The sequence below is a fragment of the Pseudonocardia cypriaca genome (assembly GCF_006717045.1).
Taxonomy (GTDB): Bacteria; Actinomycetota; Actinomycetes; order Mycobacteriales; family Pseudonocardiaceae; genus Pseudonocardia; species Pseudonocardia cypriaca.
The window spans coordinates 2,260,985-2,277,725 of record NZ_VFPH01000001.1; the positions used below are offsets into that span (position 1 = coordinate 2,260,985).

Annotated in this window: 21 protein-coding genes and 4 tRNA genes; 10 read left to right on the forward strand and 15 right to left on the reverse strand. The window is 70.2% G+C overall.

Annotation, left to right across the window (positions count from 1 at the left end; translation table 11 throughout):
* Positions 1-65 precede the first annotated feature (65 nt).
* From FB388_RS10740 to FB388_RS10750, 3 genes are all read left to right on the forward strand, one after another.
* The gene (locus tag FB388_RS10740; protein WP_142099935.1) at positions 66-572 is read left to right on the forward strand and encodes a DoxX family protein; all 507 of its coding nucleotides are present in this window, start codon (positions 66-68) and stop codon (positions 570-572) included.
* 78 nt (positions 573-650) lie between these two features.
* Complete coding sequence (locus tag FB388_RS10745; protein WP_246121807.1) at positions 651-1,484, forward strand: HipA family kinase; 834 nt, start codon at positions 651-653, stop codon at positions 1,482-1,484.
* Positions 1,481-1,888, forward strand: a complete 408-nt coding sequence (locus FB388_RS10750; RefSeq protein WP_142099937.1) for a DUF3037 domain-containing protein — start codon at positions 1,481-1,483, stop codon at positions 1,886-1,888. The genes FB388_RS10745 and FB388_RS10750 overlap by 4 nt, the downstream gene beginning before the upstream one ends.
* 10 nt (positions 1,889-1,898) lie before the next feature.
* Here FB388_RS10750 and FB388_RS10755 read toward each other — a convergent pair whose 3' ends face one another.
* A complete protein-coding gene (locus tag FB388_RS10755; RefSeq protein ID WP_142099939.1) occupies positions 1,899-3,221 on the reverse strand; it encodes a cytochrome P450 in 1,323 nt (440 codons plus the stop codon).
* Positions 3,222-3,313: 92 nt separating this feature from the next.
* Here FB388_RS10755 and FB388_RS10760 point away from each other — a divergent pair, with 92 nt between their 5' ends.
* On the forward strand, positions 3,314-4,165 hold the full coding sequence (locus tag FB388_RS10760) for a metallophosphoesterase family protein (RefSeq protein ID WP_142099941.1): 852 nt from the start codon (positions 3,314-3,316) through the stop codon (positions 4,163-4,165).
* Here the strand turns inward: FB388_RS10760 and FB388_RS10765 are convergent, their stop codons facing one another.
* Together FB388_RS10765 and FB388_RS39870 are read right to left on the reverse strand one after the other, a co-directional pair.
* Positions 4,166-4,414, reverse strand: coding sequence for a type B 50S ribosomal protein L31 (locus FB388_RS10765; RefSeq protein WP_142099943.1), 249 nt, complete (start codon positions 4,412-4,414; stop codon positions 4,166-4,168).
* Between the two features lie 257 nt (positions 4,415-4,671).
* Positions 4,672-4,836: a hypothetical protein gene (locus tag FB388_RS39870; protein ID WP_211361846.1), complete on the reverse strand. Its 165-nt coding sequence runs from the start codon at positions 4,834-4,836 to the stop codon at positions 4,672-4,674.
* A 39-nt stretch (positions 4,837-4,875) separates the two neighbouring features.
* Here FB388_RS39870 and FB388_RS39875 point away from each other — a divergent pair, with 39 nt between their 5' ends.
* Positions 4,876-5,226 carry a hypothetical protein gene (locus FB388_RS39875; RefSeq protein ID WP_211361847.1) on the forward strand — a complete coding sequence of 117 codons (351 nt, stop codon included), beginning with the start codon at positions 4,876-4,878 and terminating at the stop codon, positions 5,224-5,226.
* Positions 5,227-5,245: 19 nt separating this feature from the next.
* On the opposite strand, the gene FB388_RS10775 is transcribed toward FB388_RS39875, so the two are convergent.
* Together FB388_RS10775 and FB388_RS10780 are read right to left on the reverse strand one after the other, a co-directional pair.
* On the reverse strand, positions 5,246-5,656 hold the full coding sequence (locus tag FB388_RS10775; RefSeq protein ID WP_142099946.1) for a nuclear transport factor 2 family protein: 411 nt from the start codon (positions 5,654-5,656) through the stop codon (positions 5,246-5,248).
* A 43-nt stretch (positions 5,657-5,699) separates the two neighbouring features.
* Positions 5,700-6,557 (reverse strand): phosphotransferase family protein, encoded by an 858-nt coding sequence (locus FB388_RS10780; protein WP_170225556.1) that lies wholly within the window; start codon positions 6,555-6,557, stop codon positions 5,700-5,702.
* A 138-nt stretch (positions 6,558-6,695) separates the two neighbouring features.
* Here FB388_RS10780 and FB388_RS10785 point away from each other — a divergent pair, with 138 nt between their 5' ends.
* From FB388_RS10785 to FB388_RS10795, 3 genes are all read left to right on the forward strand, one after another.
* Positions 6,696-7,052 carry an ArsR/SmtB family transcription factor gene (locus FB388_RS10785; protein ID WP_142102884.1) on the forward strand — a complete coding sequence of 119 codons (357 nt, stop codon included), beginning with the start codon at positions 6,696-6,698 and terminating at the stop codon, positions 7,050-7,052.
* A complete protein-coding gene (locus FB388_RS10790; protein WP_246121808.1) occupies positions 7,049-7,741 on the forward strand; it encodes a cation diffusion facilitator family transporter in 693 nt (230 codons plus the stop codon). Before FB388_RS10785 ends, FB388_RS10790 begins: the two co-directional genes overlap by 4 nt.
* Before the next feature lie 125 nt (positions 7,742-7,866).
* On the forward strand, positions 7,867-8,904 hold the full coding sequence (locus FB388_RS10795; protein ID WP_246121810.1) for an RNA polymerase subunit sigma-70: 1,038 nt from the start codon (positions 7,867-7,869) through the stop codon (positions 8,902-8,904).
* Positions 8,905-9,014: 110 nt separating this feature from the next.
* Here the strand turns inward: FB388_RS10795 and FB388_RS10800 are convergent, their stop codons facing one another.
* The 5 genes from FB388_RS10800 to FB388_RS10820 all read right to left on the reverse strand — a co-directional run bounded on the left by FB388_RS10800 (position 9,015) and on the right by FB388_RS10820 (position 10,469).
* Positions 9,015-9,566 (reverse strand): P-loop nucleotide/nucleoside kinase family protein, encoded by a 552-nt coding sequence (locus FB388_RS10800; protein ID WP_211361848.1) that lies wholly within the window; start codon positions 9,564-9,566, stop codon positions 9,015-9,017.
* Between the two features lie 71 nt (positions 9,567-9,637).
* Positions 9,638-9,712: transfer RNA gene (locus FB388_RS10805), tRNA-Val, on the reverse strand.
* Position 9,713: 1 nt separating this feature from the next.
* Positions 9,714-9,785, reverse strand: a tRNA-Cys gene (locus FB388_RS10810).
* Between the two features lie 77 nt (positions 9,786-9,862).
* Positions 9,863-9,935, reverse strand: a tRNA-Gly gene (locus tag FB388_RS10815).
* A 105-nt stretch (positions 9,936-10,040) separates the two neighbouring features.
* Positions 10,041-10,469, reverse strand: a complete 429-nt coding sequence (locus FB388_RS10820; RefSeq protein ID WP_142099953.1) for an SsgA family sporulation/cell division regulator — start codon at positions 10,467-10,469, stop codon at positions 10,041-10,043.
* Between the two features lie 247 nt (positions 10,470-10,716).
* Here FB388_RS10820 and FB388_RS10825 point away from each other — a divergent pair, with 247 nt between their 5' ends.
* Together FB388_RS10825 and FB388_RS10830 are read left to right on the forward strand one after the other, a co-directional pair.
* Positions 10,717-11,103 carry a TIGR02611 family protein gene (locus tag FB388_RS10825; protein WP_142099955.1) on the forward strand — a complete coding sequence of 129 codons (387 nt, stop codon included), beginning with the start codon at positions 10,717-10,719 and terminating at the stop codon, positions 11,101-11,103.
* 20 nt (positions 11,104-11,123) lie between these two features.
* A tRNA-Val gene (locus FB388_RS10830) sits at positions 11,124-11,195 on the forward strand.
* A 399-nt stretch (positions 11,196-11,594) separates the two neighbouring features.
* Here the strand turns inward: FB388_RS10830 and istB are convergent.
* The 5 genes from istB to FB388_RS10855 form a co-directional block, all read right to left on the reverse strand.
* Positions 11,595-13,139 carry an IS21-like element helper ATPase IstB gene (gene istB / locus FB388_RS40840; protein WP_142099957.1) on the reverse strand — a complete coding sequence of 515 codons (1,545 nt, stop codon included), beginning with the start codon at positions 13,137-13,139 and terminating at the stop codon, positions 11,595-11,597.
* A gap of 406 nt (positions 13,140-13,545) precedes the next feature.
* A complete protein-coding gene (locus tag FB388_RS10840) occupies positions 13,546-14,379 on the reverse strand; it encodes an alpha/beta fold hydrolase (protein ID WP_125812281.1) in 834 nt (277 codons plus the stop codon).
* A gap of 27 nt (positions 14,380-14,406) precedes the next feature.
* Positions 14,407-14,829, reverse strand: a complete 423-nt coding sequence (locus tag FB388_RS10845) for a DoxX family protein (RefSeq protein ID WP_142099959.1) — start codon at positions 14,827-14,829, stop codon at positions 14,407-14,409.
* A 103-nt stretch (positions 14,830-14,932) separates the two neighbouring features.
* The gene (locus FB388_RS10850) at positions 14,933-15,778 is read right to left on the reverse strand and encodes an ABC transporter permease (RefSeq protein WP_142099961.1); all 846 of its coding nucleotides are present in this window, start codon (positions 15,776-15,778) and stop codon (positions 14,933-14,935) included.
* On the reverse strand, positions 15,775-16,740 hold the full coding sequence (locus tag FB388_RS10855) for an ATP-binding cassette domain-containing protein (protein WP_142099963.1): 966 nt from the start codon (positions 16,738-16,740) through the stop codon (positions 15,775-15,777). Before FB388_RS10855 ends, FB388_RS10850 begins: the two co-directional genes overlap by 4 nt.
* Position 16,741: the final 1 nt, after the last annotated feature.

Sequence of the window (16,741 nt, forward strand, 5' to 3'; positions counted from 1 at the left end):
ATCCCTCGGGTTAACTGCGATCACTCCTTGAGGTACTTCGATCACAGACCGTATGGAGGTATCTGTTGAACCGTCCGCTTCCCATGCCAGCTAGTGACTGGGCGCTGCTGATCACCCGCGTCCTCATCGGCGTCGTGATGTTCGCCCACGGCTACCAGAAGATGGTGATCAACGGCATCGGCCGCACCACCGAGGGTTTCGAGAACCTGAGCATCCCGCTCGCGATCGTGTCGGCGTCGTTCGTGACCGTGGTCGAGTTCGCCGGCAGCGTGCTGCTGATCCTGGGCGCCCTCACCCCGCTGATGTGCGGACTTCAGCTCGTCATCATGGTCGGCGCCGCGGTCTTCGTGCACGGCGCCAACGGCATCTTCATCTCGAACGGCGGGTGGGAGCTCGTCGGCGTGATCGGCGCGGGCCTCATCGCGCTCGCGGCGGTCGGCCCGGGCCGCATCAGCATCGACCACCTGGTCCGCAGGCGGCAGGCTCAGCACCGCCGCGAGATCGAACGGTTCCACGCACCGCAGCCGATGATGGCGCAGCACGCTGGGCACCTGGCGGCGCACCGCCGCTGAACCGGCACGCAGGGAGTGGGGTCGCTCGGGGAGGGCGGCCCCACAGTGCTTTCCTCGGCCGAGTGCGAGGATGATCCGGTGCTGCGCCACGTCACAGCCACCCGGTACGTCACGCCGCTGCGCGAGGGCGGCTCCCTGCCCGGGCTGATGGAGGCCGACGACCTGGGCACCTACGTCGTCAAGTACATCGGGGCCGGGCAGGGCCGGAAGGTGCTCGTCGCGGAGATCGTCACCGGCGAGCTCGCCCGCGGGCTGGGGCTGCCGGTCCCGGAGCTGGTCACCGTCGAGCTGGACCCGGCGCTCGGGGTCGCCGAACCGGACCAGGAGGTGCAGGAGCTGCTGCGCGCGAGCCCGGGGCTCAACCTCGGGATCGACTTCCTGCCCGGCGCGCTCGACCTCGATCCGCAGGCCTTCCCGATCGACCCCGGATTCGCCGGGCGCGTGCTGTGGTTCGACGCCCTGGTCGGCAACGTCGACCGCTCGTGGCGCAACACCAACATGCTCTTCTGGCACGGCAGCCCGTACCTGATCGACCACGGCGCCACCCTGACCTTCCAGCACGCCTGGTCCGGGGCGGCGGCCTGGGTGGAGCGGTCCTACGACGCAGCCGACCACGTGCTGCTCGGCTGCGAGCCCGACCTCGACGCCGCCGATGCAGCCTTCGCCCCGCGGGTCACGCCGGAGCTGGTGCGGACCGCGGCCGACGCGGTGCCCGACCAGTGGCTGGCCGGCGAGCCCGGCTTCGCCGACGCGGACGAAGTCCGGGCGGCGTTCGTCACGCAGCTCGTGGCCCGGTGCGACACGCGCGCCGCCTGGCTCCCCGGCGTCCGGGCGGCGATCGACGAGCGGGTCGAGGCCGGGGGCCCGCCCTCCACCCGCGGTCCCGGCACACCGTTCTGGGCGGGCCGATGAGCACGAGGCATCCGTTCGAGTACGCGCTGCTGCGCGTCGTGCCGCGGATCGAGCGCGGGGAGTCCCTGAACGCCGGGGTCGTCCTCTACAGCCGTCCACTCGACTTCCTCGGCGCCCGCGTCCACCTCGACGTCCAGCGCCTCCACGCGCTCGACCCGGCCGCCGACCCGGCGCTGATCACGGCCGCGCTCGAGGCGGTGCAGTCGCACTGCTCGCACGAGCGCGTCGAGGCCCGGCACGCGGCGCCGGCAGGCCGGGAGGACCGCGGCCGCCGCTTCCGCAGGCTGACCGCGCCGCGCAGCACGATCGTCCAGGCCGGGCCGGTGCACACCGGCCTGACCGCCGACCCGGAGGCGGAGCTGGAGCACCTGCTCACCACCCTGGTCCTGCCGTTACCCCGGTAGCACGAGCGGCTCAGACGTCGACCGTGGCGGGGGAGAGGCGCACCGGCATCGTGGCGTAGCCGCGCAGCACGCGGGTGGGACGGCGGCGGGGCGGGCCGGCGGGGGTGAGGTCGGGGAACCGGTCGAAGAGGGCCCGCAGGCCGACCTCGCCCTCCATCCTCGCGAGCGCGGCGCCCAGGCAGAAGTGCGGCCCGCTGGAGAACGCGACGTGCTCGCCCGCGTTGGGCCGGGTGACGTCGAACCGGTCCGGGTCGGGGAACACCGCCGGGTCGCGGTTGGCCCCGCCGAGCATGAGCACGACGAGCCGGCCTGCGCGGATGCGCTCGCCCGCCGCCTCGGTGTCGCGGTGCGCGATGCGGCCCGTGCGCTGGACGGGGGAGTCGATGCGCAGCACCTCGTCGACGGCACGCGCCCAGTGCTGCGGCTGGGCCCGCAGCAGCGCGAGCTGGTCGGGGTGGGCCGTGAGGAGCCCGACACCGTTGCCGATGAGGTTCACCGTGGTCTCGAAGCCGGCGGCGAGCAGCAGCATCGCGATGCTGATCAGCTCGTCCTCGCTGAGCCGCCCCTCGCCGTCCCGGGCGTGCACGAGCGCCGAGAGGATGTTGTCGCCCGGGTTCCGGCGCAGGTGGGCGAAGTGGGCTTCCATCCACGACTGCAGGGCGGCGAGGTCCCGCTCGGACCGGCGGAACTGCGCGTAGGTCAGGCCGGCGTCCAGCGACAGCGCGGCGCCCTCCCCCCAGTGCAGGAACTGCCGGCGCATCTCGACCGGCGCCCCGAGCATCTCGGCGATGACGGTGGCGGGCAGCAGGCTGGCGTAGTCCTCGATCACGTCCGCGGCAGGTCCTCTCGCTGCCATCCGGTCCAGCAGCTCGGCCGCGATCTCCTCGGTCCGCGACCGCAGCGCGGCCACCGCCTTGGCGCTGAACGCCCTGGTGACGAGTTTGCGGTAGCGGGTGTGGTCGGGCGGGTCGGTCGCCAGCATCGACGGGGGATCCACCGGTCCGTGCGGGCCGTCGCCCCCGGCCGCGACGGCGAGGCGCAGCATCGCCGGTGGCCGCCCGCTCGGGCCGCCGACCACGCCGAAGTCGGGGCTGCGCAGGATCGCGGTGGTGAGGTCGTGGTGGGCCGTGTTGAGCACGATGCCGTTGTCGACGACGCGGCCCTGCGCGCGCAGCGTCGCGTAGTGGGGGAACGGGTCGGCGACGAAGCCGGGGTCGAGCATGAGCCGGGCGGTGACATCACCCGCCTGCCGGCGCTTGCCGAGCGCCCGCCGGATGAACCCGTGCCGCACGCCCCACCGAATCGCCTGCCGCACCTGTGCAACCGCGTTCATCGCGCCTCCCCGATCGTCGCCCGTGACCGAAGTTACCGCCGGTAAGTCGGTGTCGGCCAGCCCGTTCGGCAGCGGTCGGGTACGACTGTGGGGTGAGCGACCCGCGGCTCGTGGCCGTCAGCGACCTGCACGTGCGCTACCCCGACAACCGCGCTGTGGTCGAGTCCCTGCATCCCACCAGCGACGACGACTGGTTGATCGTCGCGGGCGACGTCGCCGAGGAGGTCGGGGACGTCGTCTGGGCGCTCGGTCTGCTGCGGGAGCGGTTCGCCCGCGTGGTGTGGGTGCCCGGCAACCACGAGCTGTGGACGCGCGGGAAGGACCCGGTGCAGCTGCGCGGCGTGCAGCGCTACCTCGCGCTCGTGCAGGCCTGCCGCGAGCTGGACGTGCTCACGCCCGAGGACCCGTTCCCGGTCTGGGACGGGCCCGGTGGCCCGGTTACCGTCGCGCCGCTCTTCGCGTTCTACGACTACTCGTTCCTCCCGGCCGGCACGATGACGGCGGAGGAGGGGCTCGCCGCCGCGTACGCCGCCGGGGTGATCTGCACCGACGAGCACCTGCTGCACCCCGACCCGTACCCGGACCGGGCGGCGTGGTGCGCCGCCCGGATCGAGGAGTCGGAGCGCCGGCTCGACGAGTGCGACCCGGACCTGCCCACCGTCCTGGTGAACCACTGGCCGCTCACCCGCCACCCCACCGACGTGCTCCGCCACCCCGAGTTCGCGCTCTGGTGCGGCACGACGCGCACCGCCGACTGGCACGTGCGCTACCGGGCAGCGGCCGTCGTGTACGGGCACCTGCACATCCCACGCGTGACGTGGGAGGACGGCGTGCGCTTCGTGGAGGCGTCGCTCGGCTACCCGCGCGAGTGGCAGCCGCGCGACGCCCGCAACGGCACGGTGGTCACCGACCTGCTGCCGCGCCGGATCCTGCCGACCGCCTGATCAACGGCGCGTGCCGTAGCGACGGCGGAACTTCTCCACCTGACCCGCCGCGTCCAGGACGCGCTGCGCCCCGGTCCAGTACGGGTGCGAGTACGCGGTGATGTCCACGCGGACCAGGGGGTAGGTGTTGCCGTCCTCCCAGGCGATCGTCTCCGCGGACCTCGCCGTGGAGCGGGTGAGGAACGCATCGCCGGTCGAGCGGTCCTGGTAGACGACGGGACCGTAGGCGGGGTGGATGTCGCGGCGCATGGCTGCCTCCTGCATCGGGACGGCTTGATGGACACCACAGTAACGACAATGATTGTCGTTATGTTCCGAGGCGGTGACGCAGGACGTCGACGTTCGGCCAGGTGGCGGATAGCGTCGATGGGCCCCACTGGGCCGACCGCACCGATCGAGAACCGCCGACGGCGCGACGGGCGCCGCCGAGCGACTGCCGTCCCCGCTTCCGGCGGCGACTCGACTCGTGTGCAGCAGGATCGAGTTCCGTGATTCGCTCCCCCCTGTCACGCCTCCTGCTCGTGGCCTCGGCCTGCATCGCAGCCTTCGGTATCGCGGCCTGCGGTCCCTCCGAACCGGACGAGCACGCCGAACACGCCGGCCATCAACCAGCCGCTGCCGCAGCGCCCGAAGCCCAGGGCGGGCACGGCGGTGGCCATGGTGGTGGCCACGGCTCCGGTGCCGTCATCCCCGCGCCCACGCTGTACGCGGTGCAGACCGGCCCGCTCGGCATCGTCCTCACCGACGGCTCCGGCCGCCTCGTGTACCGCTCGGACGCCGACCGCGCCGATCCGCCGACGTCCACCTGCGTCGACCAGTGCGCGCAGAACTGGATCCCGATCACCGCCCCGCCGGACCAGGAGCTCGACCTCGCCGGCGTCAAGGAGGAGCTGGTCGGGCGGTTGCAGCGGGCGGACGGCAGCTTCCAGCTCACGCTCGCCGGGTGGCCGCTCTACCGCAACCGGGACGACGACGGGACCCTCGCGAACGCAGGCCACAACGGCGCCGACGGCACGTGGTTCGTGGTCACGCCGCAGGGGGAGAAAGCGACCCCCGCCTGAGGTCTCGGCAGCGGCCGGGTCAGGCGCGCCGACCGTTCAGCGGAACGCGCCGGGGCACGACGCGGCGATGGTCGATCCGCCAGCCCGCCTCGGTGGCGACGACCCCGTCCTCGTACGTGACGGTGCCCACCGTGCCGTCGGTGTTGACCCCGATGCCCTTGGACCGGACGCGGGCGGTGCCGTCCCCGTGCTCGGTGATGACGATGTTGGTGACGTGGTGGCCGAGCGGGTTGTGTTCGCCGAGCGCGAGCGCTGCCGTGCGGATGGCCTCGATGCCGTGCAGCGCACCGCCGCCGAGCTCCGACACGTCGTAGACGACCGACGGGGTGAACAGCACGTCCAGCCGGTCGAGATCGCCGTCGTCGAAGACGTGACCGTGCAGCGAGATCAGCTCGGCGATCGCCGAGCGGTCGTCAGGGGAGAGCGTCATTGCGCGGAGCATGGGGCTCGTTCGGTTCAGGACGCAAGCGGATTCACGTCTGCAAGGCCAGCCAGGCCTCCAGCTCCCGCACGTACTGCGGCGCCCACTTCGGCGTCCACCGCAGGAAGTAGACGCCCATGGACAACGCGTGGATGGCGTGCCCCAGCCGGACCCGGGACTCCCAGCCGTCCGGGAGCGGGCAGACCGCGTCGTACGCGTCGAGGAACGCAGGCCTCCCCTCGGGGAACTCGTCGAAGATGTGCTCGTCGAGCTTGCCGAAGTCGAGGAAGCGGTCCGCGTAGCGGCCGTGCTCGAAGTCGAGCAGGCAGGCGATCCGCCCGTTGCGGAGGATGACGTTCTGGCGCCAGAGGTCGCCGTGGGTCAGCGACGGTGTGCCGTCCGCGGGCACGGCCTCCACCGCCCGGTGCAGCGCTGCCGCCACGCCGCCGCGACCGGCCGAGGTGAGGTCCTCCGGAGCCTCGGCCAGCCGGGAGTCGACCAAGGCGTGCAGGAAGCTCGGCATGTCCGGGTATCTCTCCGCGCCGAGCACGTCGCCGAACCACGGGCCGGAACAGGAGTGGACCCGCCCCACGACCTGGCCGAGGTCCTCGGCGAACCTCGTGCGTTCGGCGAGACCCATCGACTCCCACGCCTCGTCGGCGGGCGTGCCCTCCTGGAACTCCTGCACGAGCACCGGGCGCTGGAGGGCCGTGCTCCTCGGCGCGAAGGCGCGGAACCGCACCACCGGGACCCCGCCTTCGCCGGCTCGACGAGTGGTGGCGATCAACCGCCGGAGGTGCTCGGGGTCGGTGTCCCGCACGGGTGCCTTGACCAGGAGAGGGCCCTCGTCGGTGTCGGCGACCCACTGCCTGCTGGTGTATCCGGCGTCGAGCGGCCGGATCGTGGCCACCCGGACGCCGGGGCATGCTTCCACCAGCGCGCTCCGGACAGCATCCGGCGTGATGGCTGGTTCATCTGTGCTCACCGTCACGCGCCGAGATTAGCGAAACCGATCATCGCTGTGCCGGGATAGCATCGCCGCGTGACGATGGATTGCTGTGGGCAGGACCTCACCCCGGCGGTGGCGCTGTTCCGCTCCCTGGCCGACCCGGCGCGGTTGGCGATCGTGCAGCGGCTGGCCCACGGAGAGGCGCGGGTGGTCGATCTGACCCGGTCGCTCGGGCTGGCGCAGTCGACGGTGTCGAAACACCTCGCGTGCTTGCGCGACTGCGGGTTGATCGACTTCAGGACGCAGGGGCGTCAGTCGTTCTACTCGCTGACCCGCCCGGAGCTGATCGACCTGCTGCGCAGCGCCGAGCTGCTGCTCGCGGAGACCGGGGAGGCGGTGGCGCTCTGTCCCGTCTACGGCGAGGCGGTTGCCGAACCACTGGGTGTGGCGCGGTGAGCAGCGTCGGGACGGCCCCGGAGCGCCGCGCGCTGCTGCGGCGCCGGATCCGATGGCTCGTCGCCGCCACGATCACCTACAACGTCGTCGAAGCCGTCGTGGCGATCGCGGCAGGGACGATCGCGTCGTCGGTCGCGCTCATCGGGTTCGGGCTCGACTCCCTGATCGAGGTCAGTTCCGCCGCCGCCGTCGCCTGGCAGTTCGCCGGCCCCGACCCGGAACGCCGCGAGAAGGTGGCGCTGCGCGTGATCGCGGGCTCGTTCTTCGCGCTCGCCGCCTACGTCACCGTGGAGGCGTTGCGGCCGCTCGTCGCAGGCGACCACCCCGATCACTCCAGCGTCGGGATCGTGCTCGTCGCGATCAGCGTCGTCGTGATGCCGGTGCTGTCCTGGGCGCAACGCCGGGCGGGTCGCGAGCTGGGCTCGGCGTCGGCCGTCGCCGACTCCAAGCAGACGCTGCTGTGCACCTACCTGTCCGCGGCCGTGCTGATCGGGCTCGTCCTGAACTCCGCGCTGGGCTGGTGGTGGGCCGACCCGGTCGTCGCTCTCGGCCTCGCCGCCGTCGCGATCCGCGAAGGGCGGGAGGCGCTGCGCGGGGAGACCTGCTGCCCGCCCGTCCACCTCGACGAGGACGACGCGCCCGGCGAGACCGGATGCACCGACGGGTGCTGTACGGAGCTCGGGCGCTGACGCGGGGTCCTGTTCCTGGCCGTCGGCCCCTATACGCAACGTCTATCGATGGTCACGCTCCGCGCAATGAGGGTCCGGGCTGCGCGCCGTCACACAGGGGAGGACACCACGAGAGGAGCGGCGGTATGGGACCAGGCACAAGCGGCGGCATGACCGGCGGCGCGGACGGAGTGGACGCGATCCGTGCGGGGGACGAGGCGGCGTTCGGGCGGGCGGTCGGCCGCCACCAGCGCGAGTTGCAGGTGCACTGCTACCGGATGCTCGGCTCCTTCGAGGAGGCGCGCGACCTCACCCAGGAGACGTTCCTGCGCGCGTGGACCGGGCGCAGCACGTTCCGCGGCGACGCCACGCTGCGCGCGTGGCTCTACCGGATCGCGACCAACGCCTGCCTGGACTTCCTCGCCAAGCACCCGCGGGAGCCGCTCGGTTCGGACGGGCCCGCGCTGCGGGTGCCGTGGCTGCAGCCATACCCGGACGACGGCACGCTCGATCTCGTCGCTGCTGAGCCGACGCCGGACAGCGTCGCGGTCGCGAACGAGACGGTCGAGCTCGCCTTCCTCGCCGCGCTGCAGCACCTCAGCCCGAAGGAACGGGCGGTGCTGATCCTGCGGGACGTGCTGGGTTGGTCGGCCCCGGAGGCCGCTGAGGTGCTCGGCGCGAGCGTCGGGGCCGTCACGAGCCGGCTGCAGCGCGCTCGGGTGACCATGCGGGTGCACCTGCCGGAGCGGCGGGCCGACTGGAGCGCCGCCACCGAGCCCGGTGCCCAGCTCGCGGTCGTGCGGCAGCTCATGAGCGCGCTGGAACGAGCGGACGACGACGCGATCGCGGCGCTGCTGCACGAGGACGTGCTGGTGGCGCACCAGGGCCACGCCGGTGGCAACTCCGAAGCGGTGCCGGTCTGGTACTCGGGCCGCGCGACCGTCATCGAGGGTTGGGCGCCGATCCTGCACGGGCCGCACGCGCAGGACCTGCGGTTCGTGCTAACCCGCGCGAACAACGCGCCCGCCTACGGCGTCTACGCCAGGGGAGCGGGCAGCGACGGGCCGTTCGAACCGTTCGCCTTCTCCGTGCTGCGGATCGAGGACGGGCAGATCGTCGAGCTCACCACGTTCGGCGTCGAGATGGTGGCGGCGTTCGGGCTGCCCGCGGCGGTGGCGGCGTGATCCCCGCCCTGTCGATCAGGTGACACGAAACGAGCTGGGCCGGCAGCAAACCCCTGCGCGGGTCGGCCGAGGGCCTGGCGGCCCGAGCCGCGTCGGCGCCTGGTCACCGCTCAGATGTCCAGGCGTGGGAGCGTGGGCCACCGGTCGGAAGCCCAGGCGGGCCAGCTCTCGAACGGTATCGGAGGCGGAGGAGGTGAGCAGCCTTGGAGCTCGTCGGTCGTGGGCGGCGTGAACGAGGTGCGGAACCGCTCGTGGTCGTCGAGCGTCATCTCGAACGTCTCCTCCGGAGCCTCGCGCCACCGCGCCGTTGCTCGCTTCCTGCGCTCGTCCTCGGGAAGAGTCACGTAGTGCAGCTCGAAGTCGGCGCCGGCGAGGTCGGCGATCGCACGGAGGGCGTATCGCTCCTCGGGGGACCAGCAGCCGAAGTCGAGGATCACGGACCCGCCCGCTCGCAACACCTGGTGGGCGACCCAGACGAGCCGGCCTTCCAGAACGTCGCGCTTCCCACCGAAGTCGGCCCACCGAACCCCGAACAGCGGCAGCATCCACTCGTCGGGTGTCAGCCGCAAGGCACCGCTGGCCCGCTCCAGCTCGCGAGCAAGGGTCGTCTTGCCCACGCCGGGTAAGCCGACCGTGAGATGCAACTTCGGCTGTGAGCTCACGGGCATCACCTCGGGCCGTGGCCCGAAAAAAGGTCAGCCCCGGCTCTGCCGGGGCTGACCTGCACCAATGCTGGTGGGCGATACTGGGATTGAACCAGTGACCTCTTCCGTGTCAAGGAAGCGCTCTCCCACTGAGCTAATCGCCCGAGGCGGAGGCGGGAATCGAACCCGCGTACAGGGCTTTGCAGGCCCTTGCCTAAGCCACTCGGCCACTCCGCCGGAGTCTGGATCCTCGTCCTTGGAGAGGTCCGTGGATTTCGATCCGTGGAGGTCCGACGGGACCCGAGGTTCCTCCGAGCGGACGACGGGACTCGAACCCGCGACCCTCACCTTGGCAAGGTGATGCGCTACCAACTGCGCTACGTCCGCGTGTGCAGCGTTTCCGCTGCGGCGATGGGAGAACCTTAGCGCAGGCCCCGAGGGGGTTTCAAACCACCCCCCCTTTGCTGCGCGAAGGGCCTCTGACCTGCGCGTTCAGTCCCGCGCGGGGTCGTTGAGGAGATCGGAGAGGGCCAGGTCGAAGTCGAGCCAGGCGTACTCGCTGCCCGCCGGCACGGTGAGGTACGTGCGGTGCAGGAAGTCGCCGAGGGTCTTCGCGCACGTCATGAAGACGGCGTGGCCGGACGGCGAGGAGAGCTCGAGCTGCACCTTGTCCGGGTCGAGCGGCACCGGCTGGACCTGGACGTCACCCGTCCCCGCCGGAGCGATCAGCCCCTCGTGCAGGAGGTCCCGGGCGAACACCCACTCGACCGCCGTGGTGGAGCCGGTCCGGAACGACGCCTGCACGGCGTACGGGTCCCGGCTGTTGTAGGTCAGTTCCACATTGACGGGCACCGCCGGGGCGTCCGGGGCGATCAGTTCGAACACCGCCGGTGAGCAGATGACCGTGTGCTCGTCGCGCATCGTACGTCCTCTTTCTGGGTCCTGCGTGGCTCGTCATGCGGAAAACGACTGTCGGTGGAAGGCGTGACGGGTCGAAGTCGGAAGACCCCTCCACGCGGGCCCTCGGTCACTCTGACGGCGCAGTGCCCCACGACGAACGGTTCCGCTGACGCGACGTGCGGCCAACCCGCGCGCTCCCAATCAGTAGGATTCGGGGCAGGTCGGACGAGGCGGTGGAGAGCTGAGCGGCAACGAGTACGGGAAGCGGATGGGCTTCCGCGCCCGCATCGAGGAGAGGCCCACGCTGCGGCGCACCTACCAGGTGGGTGTCGCCCTGCTGGGAGGACTCGTCCTCGCGGCGGGTGTGATCATGATCCCGTACCCCGGCCCCGGCTGGCTCGTCGTGTTCGCGGGCCTCGCGATCCTCTCCACGGAGTTCATCTGGGCCCGTCGCGTGCTCGACTACGCACGGGGGAAGTACGACGCCTGGACCGACTGGCTCGGCCGCCAGTCCCTGCTCGTGCGCCTGGTCGTGCTCACCCTCACCGGCCTCGTCGTCGTGGCCACCCTGTACCTGCTGAACGCCTTCTACCTGGTCGCCACGGTCGTGGGGCTCGAACACTGGACCTGGTTGCAGAGCCCCTTCTTCGCGTGAGGTAAGGTCTTCGACGGCACGGGCGATTAGCTCAGGGGGAGAGCGCTTCGTTCACACCGAAGAGGTCACTGGTTCGATCCCAGTATCGCCCACCGCTGTAAGGCCAGGTCAGCCCCGGTATCACCGGGGCTGACTTTTTTCGTGCCAGCTGTGTGCCAGATGCCTCGCCGTGCCATCCGCCGTCATCCGGGACCACGCGCCGTGGGGATGGGACGAGCGAGTGGTCCAGCTCGCTCAGGTCGACCTTCACCAGGCGGGGACCGACCCGGTAGCCGGTGAGCTGCCTTGGGCCATGTAGCGGCGCAGCGTCCGTGTGGAGAGGTCGGAGTAAGCCCCCGCAGACAGGTCGACGAGTTGGCGTATGGGAGTCGGCAGCGTGGCTGCGGAGGTTTCGTCCGACACCGCTTGTTGGCGAGTTCTGACACCGCCGGGCACGTGTCGGTGCCGCGGATGTTGGTTTGCGTCGACACCGCTTCCGCGCCCGACGGGTGTCAGGTTGTCCGCTGCTTTGTGGCTTGGGCCAGACGGTAGGAGTCGGTGCCGGTCTCGAGGATGGTGCCGCCGAAGGTGAGTCGGTCGACGATGGCTGCGCATAGCCGGGGGTCGGTGAAGGTCTTGGTCCAGCCGCCGAAGGACTCATTGGACGCGATCGCGACCGAGGCCTTCTCCTCACGCTCGGTGAGGACCTGGAAGAGGAGTTCCGCGCCGCGGCGGTCGAGTTGCATGTAGCCGAGTTCGTCGATGCACAGCAGGTCGACGCGGCCGTAGCGGGCGATGGTCTTCGCCAGCGTCATCTCGTCGGCGGCCTCGACGAGCTCGTTGGCAAGCTGGGTCGCCAGGGTGTACTTGACCCGGTAGCCGGCCATGGCGGCCTCGGTGCCGAGTGCGATCAGCAGATGGGACTTGCCGGTGCCGGAGTCCCCGATCAGACAAAGCGGCTGTCCCTTCTGGACCCATTCGCACTTGGCGAGGGTGTGGATCACGGCGGGATCGATGTTGGGGTTGGCGTCGAAGTCGAAGGCCCGCAGGGACTTCTCGCGGGGGAACTTGGCGGCCTTGATCCGGCGTTCGGACCGGCGTCGGGCGCGATCGTCGCACTCGGCAAGCAATAGTTCGGCGAGGAACCCGCGGTAAGACATCTGCTCACGCCCCGCCCGGTCGGCGTAGTCGGTGAAGGAGTTGCGGATGGTGGGCATTCGCTCGGCGAGGGAGTCGACCTCGGGGATAGGGACGAGGTGGTTGCGTCGGAACCAGCCGATCTGCCCCTCGACGCCGCCCTTCTCGTGCGCACCTTGGATTCCGGGCTGGCAATAGAAGGCTTCGATGCCGTAGTGGGAACGGACGGCGGTCCACCTGTCGGCCTCGACCCGCTGGCGGGAGAACCCGATCACGCTCGCGACGGCGGCCTTGAGGTTGTCGTAGCGGATCTTCCCGGTCGGCACCCCGCCGAGCACGTTGAAGGCGTGGACGTGACCCTCGAAGAAGGCTTCCTGCCCAGCCGAGGCACTGACCCTGTGCACGGCCTTGCCCGAGTAGGAGAGCCGAAGGCTGAACAGCGCGCAGGTTACGAGCTCGCCGCGCAGGCGGATGGCGACGTCGCCGAAGTCAACCTCGGCCTCGCGGCCCGGGAGGTGCTCTTGCGGGATGAACGCGTTGGCAGGTTCCCGTCCGACCTCGACGCGAATCTCACGGCGTCGGGTGGCGACGTACTCGCGGACCATCCAGTACGACACCACCCCGGCCCCGTCATGTTCGTCAAGCAGTCGATCGAAGATCCGCTTCGCCGTGTGTCGCTGCTTCCGCGGCGCGTCGAGGTCCGAGCGCAGCCAGTCGTCGATCACCACTCGGTACGCGTCAAGCCGTGAGCCGCGTTTGGGCGGTTGCTTTCTCTCCTTCGGCCATGCAGATTCCAGCGCCGCTGTCACGGTTCGGAAGCCGACGCCGTGCTTGCGCCGCAGCGCGCGGTTGGACATCCCAGATCGGGCATCCCGTCGGATCGCCGCGTACAGGTCGACCCGGGAACGCGGCTGCGTCATCGGTGGCACTCCTGACGTGAGCACGCCGTGGGCACGACTTTCGGCACCGGGCCACCGCCCGGGAACGGTGACCGCATGCGACCACAGCCCGGAATCACTGGCCCTACCGAGGTGCCTGGTCATGTGCTGCGCAGGGCTTCGGTGGGCGGTACTGAGTCGGCCCGGAGTGCGGGGTACGACCGACGACGGAGCCGATGAGCAGCGAGTAGGCCAGGTCGAGTCCCACTGAAGCCCAGGTCGGTATGACGGCCCGGCCTTGCGTGGTGACGAGCACGCCCAGGATCAGGCCTGTGATGCCGCCGACGACATCAACCTCGACACCACCTGTCCGCCCCGTGTCCCTGGCGCGACGAAGATCTGCTTGCGCGGTGCCTAATCGGTCTTCCCGCAGCACCTCGCGGGCCCCTCAGCGTTCGCTGCTGAAGAACCGTAGCAACAGCGGGCCGACGGTCTGTGGGTCGACGACGTGATCCGGCCCCTCGAGGGTCTCCCGTTGAGCGTGGGGTAGTAGGTCTGCGAGCTCGTCGGCCGCGCGGTCGAAGAAGTCCGAGGGCAGGCCTGCCATGTAGGGGACCGTGATCGGTCCTCCGGTGGTGACCAGGACCGGTTGGGTGACCGTTGCCAGTCGATCGGCCGGCAATTGGTAGCGGTTGAGGAAGACGCTGTCGTGGACCAGCGTGGGCGCGAGGGCGACCGAATCCGCCCAATGCGCCGTCTGCTTGCCTGCCGCTTTCCTGGCCGCGATGTTGTCGTCGGAGGCGCCGGTCACGCGCATGAACAGTTCGAGAACCTCCTCGTCTCGCCCGGCGTCGAAGGCGCGTCGGGTGTCCGCGATGTACTCCTCGAATCGCGGGCGTATGTCGTCCCCGACCACATAGGGCACCTCCCACACGGCGATCGTGTCGATGGCTGACCCGGCCGCGGCGGCTTCCAGCGCCAGCGCGCCACCAGAGGACGCCCCGAACAGGTGTGCCGAGCCGCCCGCCTCCGCGATCAACGCATCCAGGTCCTCGATCTCCCTTTCCACGGCGTAGGGCTCGGTGAAGCCGCTCGCGCCGCGTCCCCGACGGGCATAGTTGTAAACCGTGAAGTGCTCGGCGAGAGCAGGTACCAAGGGAGCGTTCTCGGCTCCGTCGTCCAGTCCGCCGCCTACCAGGACGACAGCCGGGCCGCTTCCCTTCCGGTCGTAGGCGATGGTGGTGCCATCGTTTGATGTCACGCGAAAGGCCATCTCGTTCATCTCACATCTCCGTTCGAGAGGTTTGTCTCAGCGCCTGAGCAGCGTGCCGACGACGGCCTCGGTGCGCGACCACCGCGCCCTTGCGATCACGGCCGCCACGACGAGAAAGGCGAGCGGCAGCCAAGGGCTCTGCTCGAGCACGAACTGATCGGTGATGACAGCACCGGTCAGCAATGCCGCCAACCCGAGACTGGCCAGGCCCGCCAGAGCCGGGATCAGAAGTCCAACCCCTCCCGCGACCTCCAGCGCTCCGACCAGGTACCGGAGCCACTGGCCAGCCCCGATGTCGGCGAACATGTCGACCATGACCGGGTCGCCGGCGAGCTTCGAGATTCCGCCGCCGCCGATTATCGCCGCCAGCACGACTTGCAGAATCCAGACCCCGATGCTGCTCGCCCGCCCGGGCGTGTGCGCAACGGTTTCCGAGTTGTTCTTGGGGATGGTGCTCATGCGTCTCTCCTTGTCGTGTCCGGGCCTGGTACCGGTGATGGCGTTGGCCGAGTGGGCCGGGTTGTCGGAGTTGATGTCGACCAAGTGCTCGCGGTAGCGGGATCTACTTCTTCTTGCGGTAGAGGACCATGGTGATGGGACCGAAGACCGCGACGAGAAGTACGGACGAGACGAGCACCCAGCCGATTTCCCCGGCGGGCACCGAGCCGTCCATCAGGCCGCGTACCACGGTCGCCAGGTGGGTGATCGGGTTGACCTCGACGACCGCCTGCATCCACCCGGGCATCGTCTTCGGGTCCACGAAGATGTTGCTCACGAACGTCAGTGGGAACATCACCATCATGCTGACTCCCGCCACCGAGTTCGGCGTGCGCAGGATCAGGCTGAGCATCGTCCACAGCCACGACAGGCAGAACGAGAACACCAGCAGCAGCGCGACCGACAGCACCACGCCGACGGCGCCACCCTCCGGCCGGAACCCTAGGACCAGGCCGAGCATGATGACGATCGCCGACCCGATCGAGTAGCGCACCAGATCGCCGAGCAGGGCGCCGACCAGCGGGGACGGTCGCCACACCGGGAGCGACCTGAACCTGTCGAAAACGCCTTTCTGAATGTCGGTGTTCAGCGTAATACCAGTGTTCATGGTGATCATGACGTTCGCCTGCACCAGGATGCCCGGCAGCAGGAACTGCAGGTACTCCTGCGTCGACCCGGCGAGCGCGCCACCGAACAGGTAGGTGAACATCAACGTGAACATGATCGGGAACATGGTCACGTCGACGAGTTGCTCGGGCACGTGCTTGATCTTCAGGAGGGCGCGCCAGCCGAATGTCAACGAGGTGCTCACCGGACCGGGTCGGGGCGGGCGCTCACCGGCCAAGAGCACACCGCGCAGCGCGTCCTCGGTGACCGGCGGCGACGCCTGCTCCGCGGACGTGGCATTCATGCGGCATCCTCCTCGGGTGTCTCCTCGGACGGGTGACCGGTCAGGGCGAGAAACACCTCGTCCAGGCTCGGCTGACCGAGCGCGAACTCGGTGACGTCGATGCCGCCGCGGGATAGCTCGGCCAGGGCGCGGGCGACCCGCTCGGGGTCGGAGATCCGCGCGGACAGCGCGACCGGGTCGGCGGACGGCTCGGCCGGCACGTCGAGAGCGGCGGCGAGGACCCGCTCGGCCTCGGCCCGCTGCTCGGGACTACGGAGGCGTACGTGCAGCGAGCCGGCGCCGACCGATGCCTTGAGCTGGCCGCTGGAGCCCTCGGCGATGACCTTCCCGTGGTCGATCACCGCGATGCGGTCGGCCAGCTGGTCGGCCTCGTCGAGGTACTGCGTGGTCAACAACACGGTCGTGCCTTCGGCGACCAAACCCCTGACGATCTCCCACACCTGGTTCCTGCTGCGCGGGTCGAGCCCGGTGGTCGGCTCGTCGAGGAAGATCAGTTCCGGGGGGACGACCAGGCTCGCTGCGATGTCGATGCGCCGGCGCATCCCGCCGGAGTACTTCTTCACCTGCCGGTCGGCGGCATTGGCGAGGCCAAACGCGTCGAGCAGGTCGGCCGCTCGCCGCCTGCCCCGCGGGCGCGAGTAGCCGAGCAGCCTGGCGAGCAGCAACAGGTTCTCCACCCCGGTGAGATCCTCATCGACCGACGCGAACTGCCCGGTAAGGCTCACCCGGGTCCGTACCGAACGCGCATCACGCACGACGTCGTAGCCGAGCACTTGCGCCTCTCCGGCGTCGGGGCGCAGGAGCGTGGCGAGCATGCGGATCGTGGTGGTCTTGCCCGCCCCGTTCGGGCCGAGCACGCCGTACACGCCACCGGCGCTCACGGCCAGATCCACACCGGCGACCGCGTGGGTCTTGCCGAAGCTCTTCTTCAACCCTCTCGTCTCGATCGCGAGCTTTCCCATG

What these genes read in the sequence shown, in the direction of transcription:
- FB388_RS10750 (WP_142099937.1), top strand. Translation starts at nt 1,481, where the DNA reads ATGAGCACGAGGCATCCGTTCGAGTACGCGCTGCTGCGCGTCGTGCCG.
- FB388_RS10755 (WP_142099939.1), bottom strand. Translation starts at nt 3,221, where the DNA reads ATGAACGCGGTTGCACAGGTGCGGCAGGCGATTCGGTGGGGCGTGCGG.
- FB388_RS10765 (WP_142099943.1), bottom strand. Translation starts at nt 4,414, where the DNA reads ATGCGCCGCGACATCCACCCCGCCTACGGTCCCGTCGTCTACCAGGAC.
- FB388_RS10775 (WP_142099946.1), bottom strand. Translation starts at nt 5,656, where the DNA reads ATGACGCTCTCCCCTGACGACCGCTCGGCGATCGCCGAGCTGATCTCG.
- FB388_RS10785 (WP_142102884.1), top strand. Translation starts at nt 6,696, where the DNA reads ATGGATTGCTGTGGGCAGGACCTCACCCCGGCGGTGGCGCTGTTCCGC.
- FB388_RS10795 (WP_246121810.1), top strand. Translation starts at nt 7,867, where the DNA reads ATGGGACCAGGCACAAGCGGCGGCATGACCGGCGGCGCGGACGGAGTG.
- FB388_RS10820 (WP_142099953.1), bottom strand. Translation starts at nt 10,469, where the DNA reads ATGCGCGACGAGCACACGGTCATCTGCTCACCGGCGGTGTTCGAACTG.
- FB388_RS10825 (WP_142099955.1), top strand. Translation starts at nt 10,717, where the DNA reads ATGGGCTTCCGCGCCCGCATCGAGGAGAGGCCCACGCTGCGGCGCACC.
- istB (WP_142099957.1), bottom strand. Translation starts at nt 13,139, where the DNA reads ATGACGCAGCCGCGTTCCCGGGTCGACCTGTACGCGGCGATCCGACGG.
- FB388_RS10840 (WP_125812281.1), bottom strand. Translation starts at nt 14,379, where the DNA reads ATGAACGAGATGGCCTTTCGCGTGACATCAAACGATGGCACCACCATC.
- FB388_RS10845 (WP_142099959.1), bottom strand. Translation starts at nt 14,829, where the DNA reads ATGAGCACCATCCCCAAGAACAACTCGGAAACCGTTGCGCACACGCCC.
- FB388_RS10850 (WP_142099961.1), bottom strand. Translation starts at nt 15,778, where the DNA reads ATGAATGCCACGTCCGCGGAGCAGGCGTCGCCGCCGGTCACCGAGGAC.
- FB388_RS10855 (WP_142099963.1), bottom strand. Translation starts at nt 16,740, where the DNA reads ATGGGAAAGCTCGCGATCGAGACGAGAGGGTTGAAGAAGAGCTTCGGC.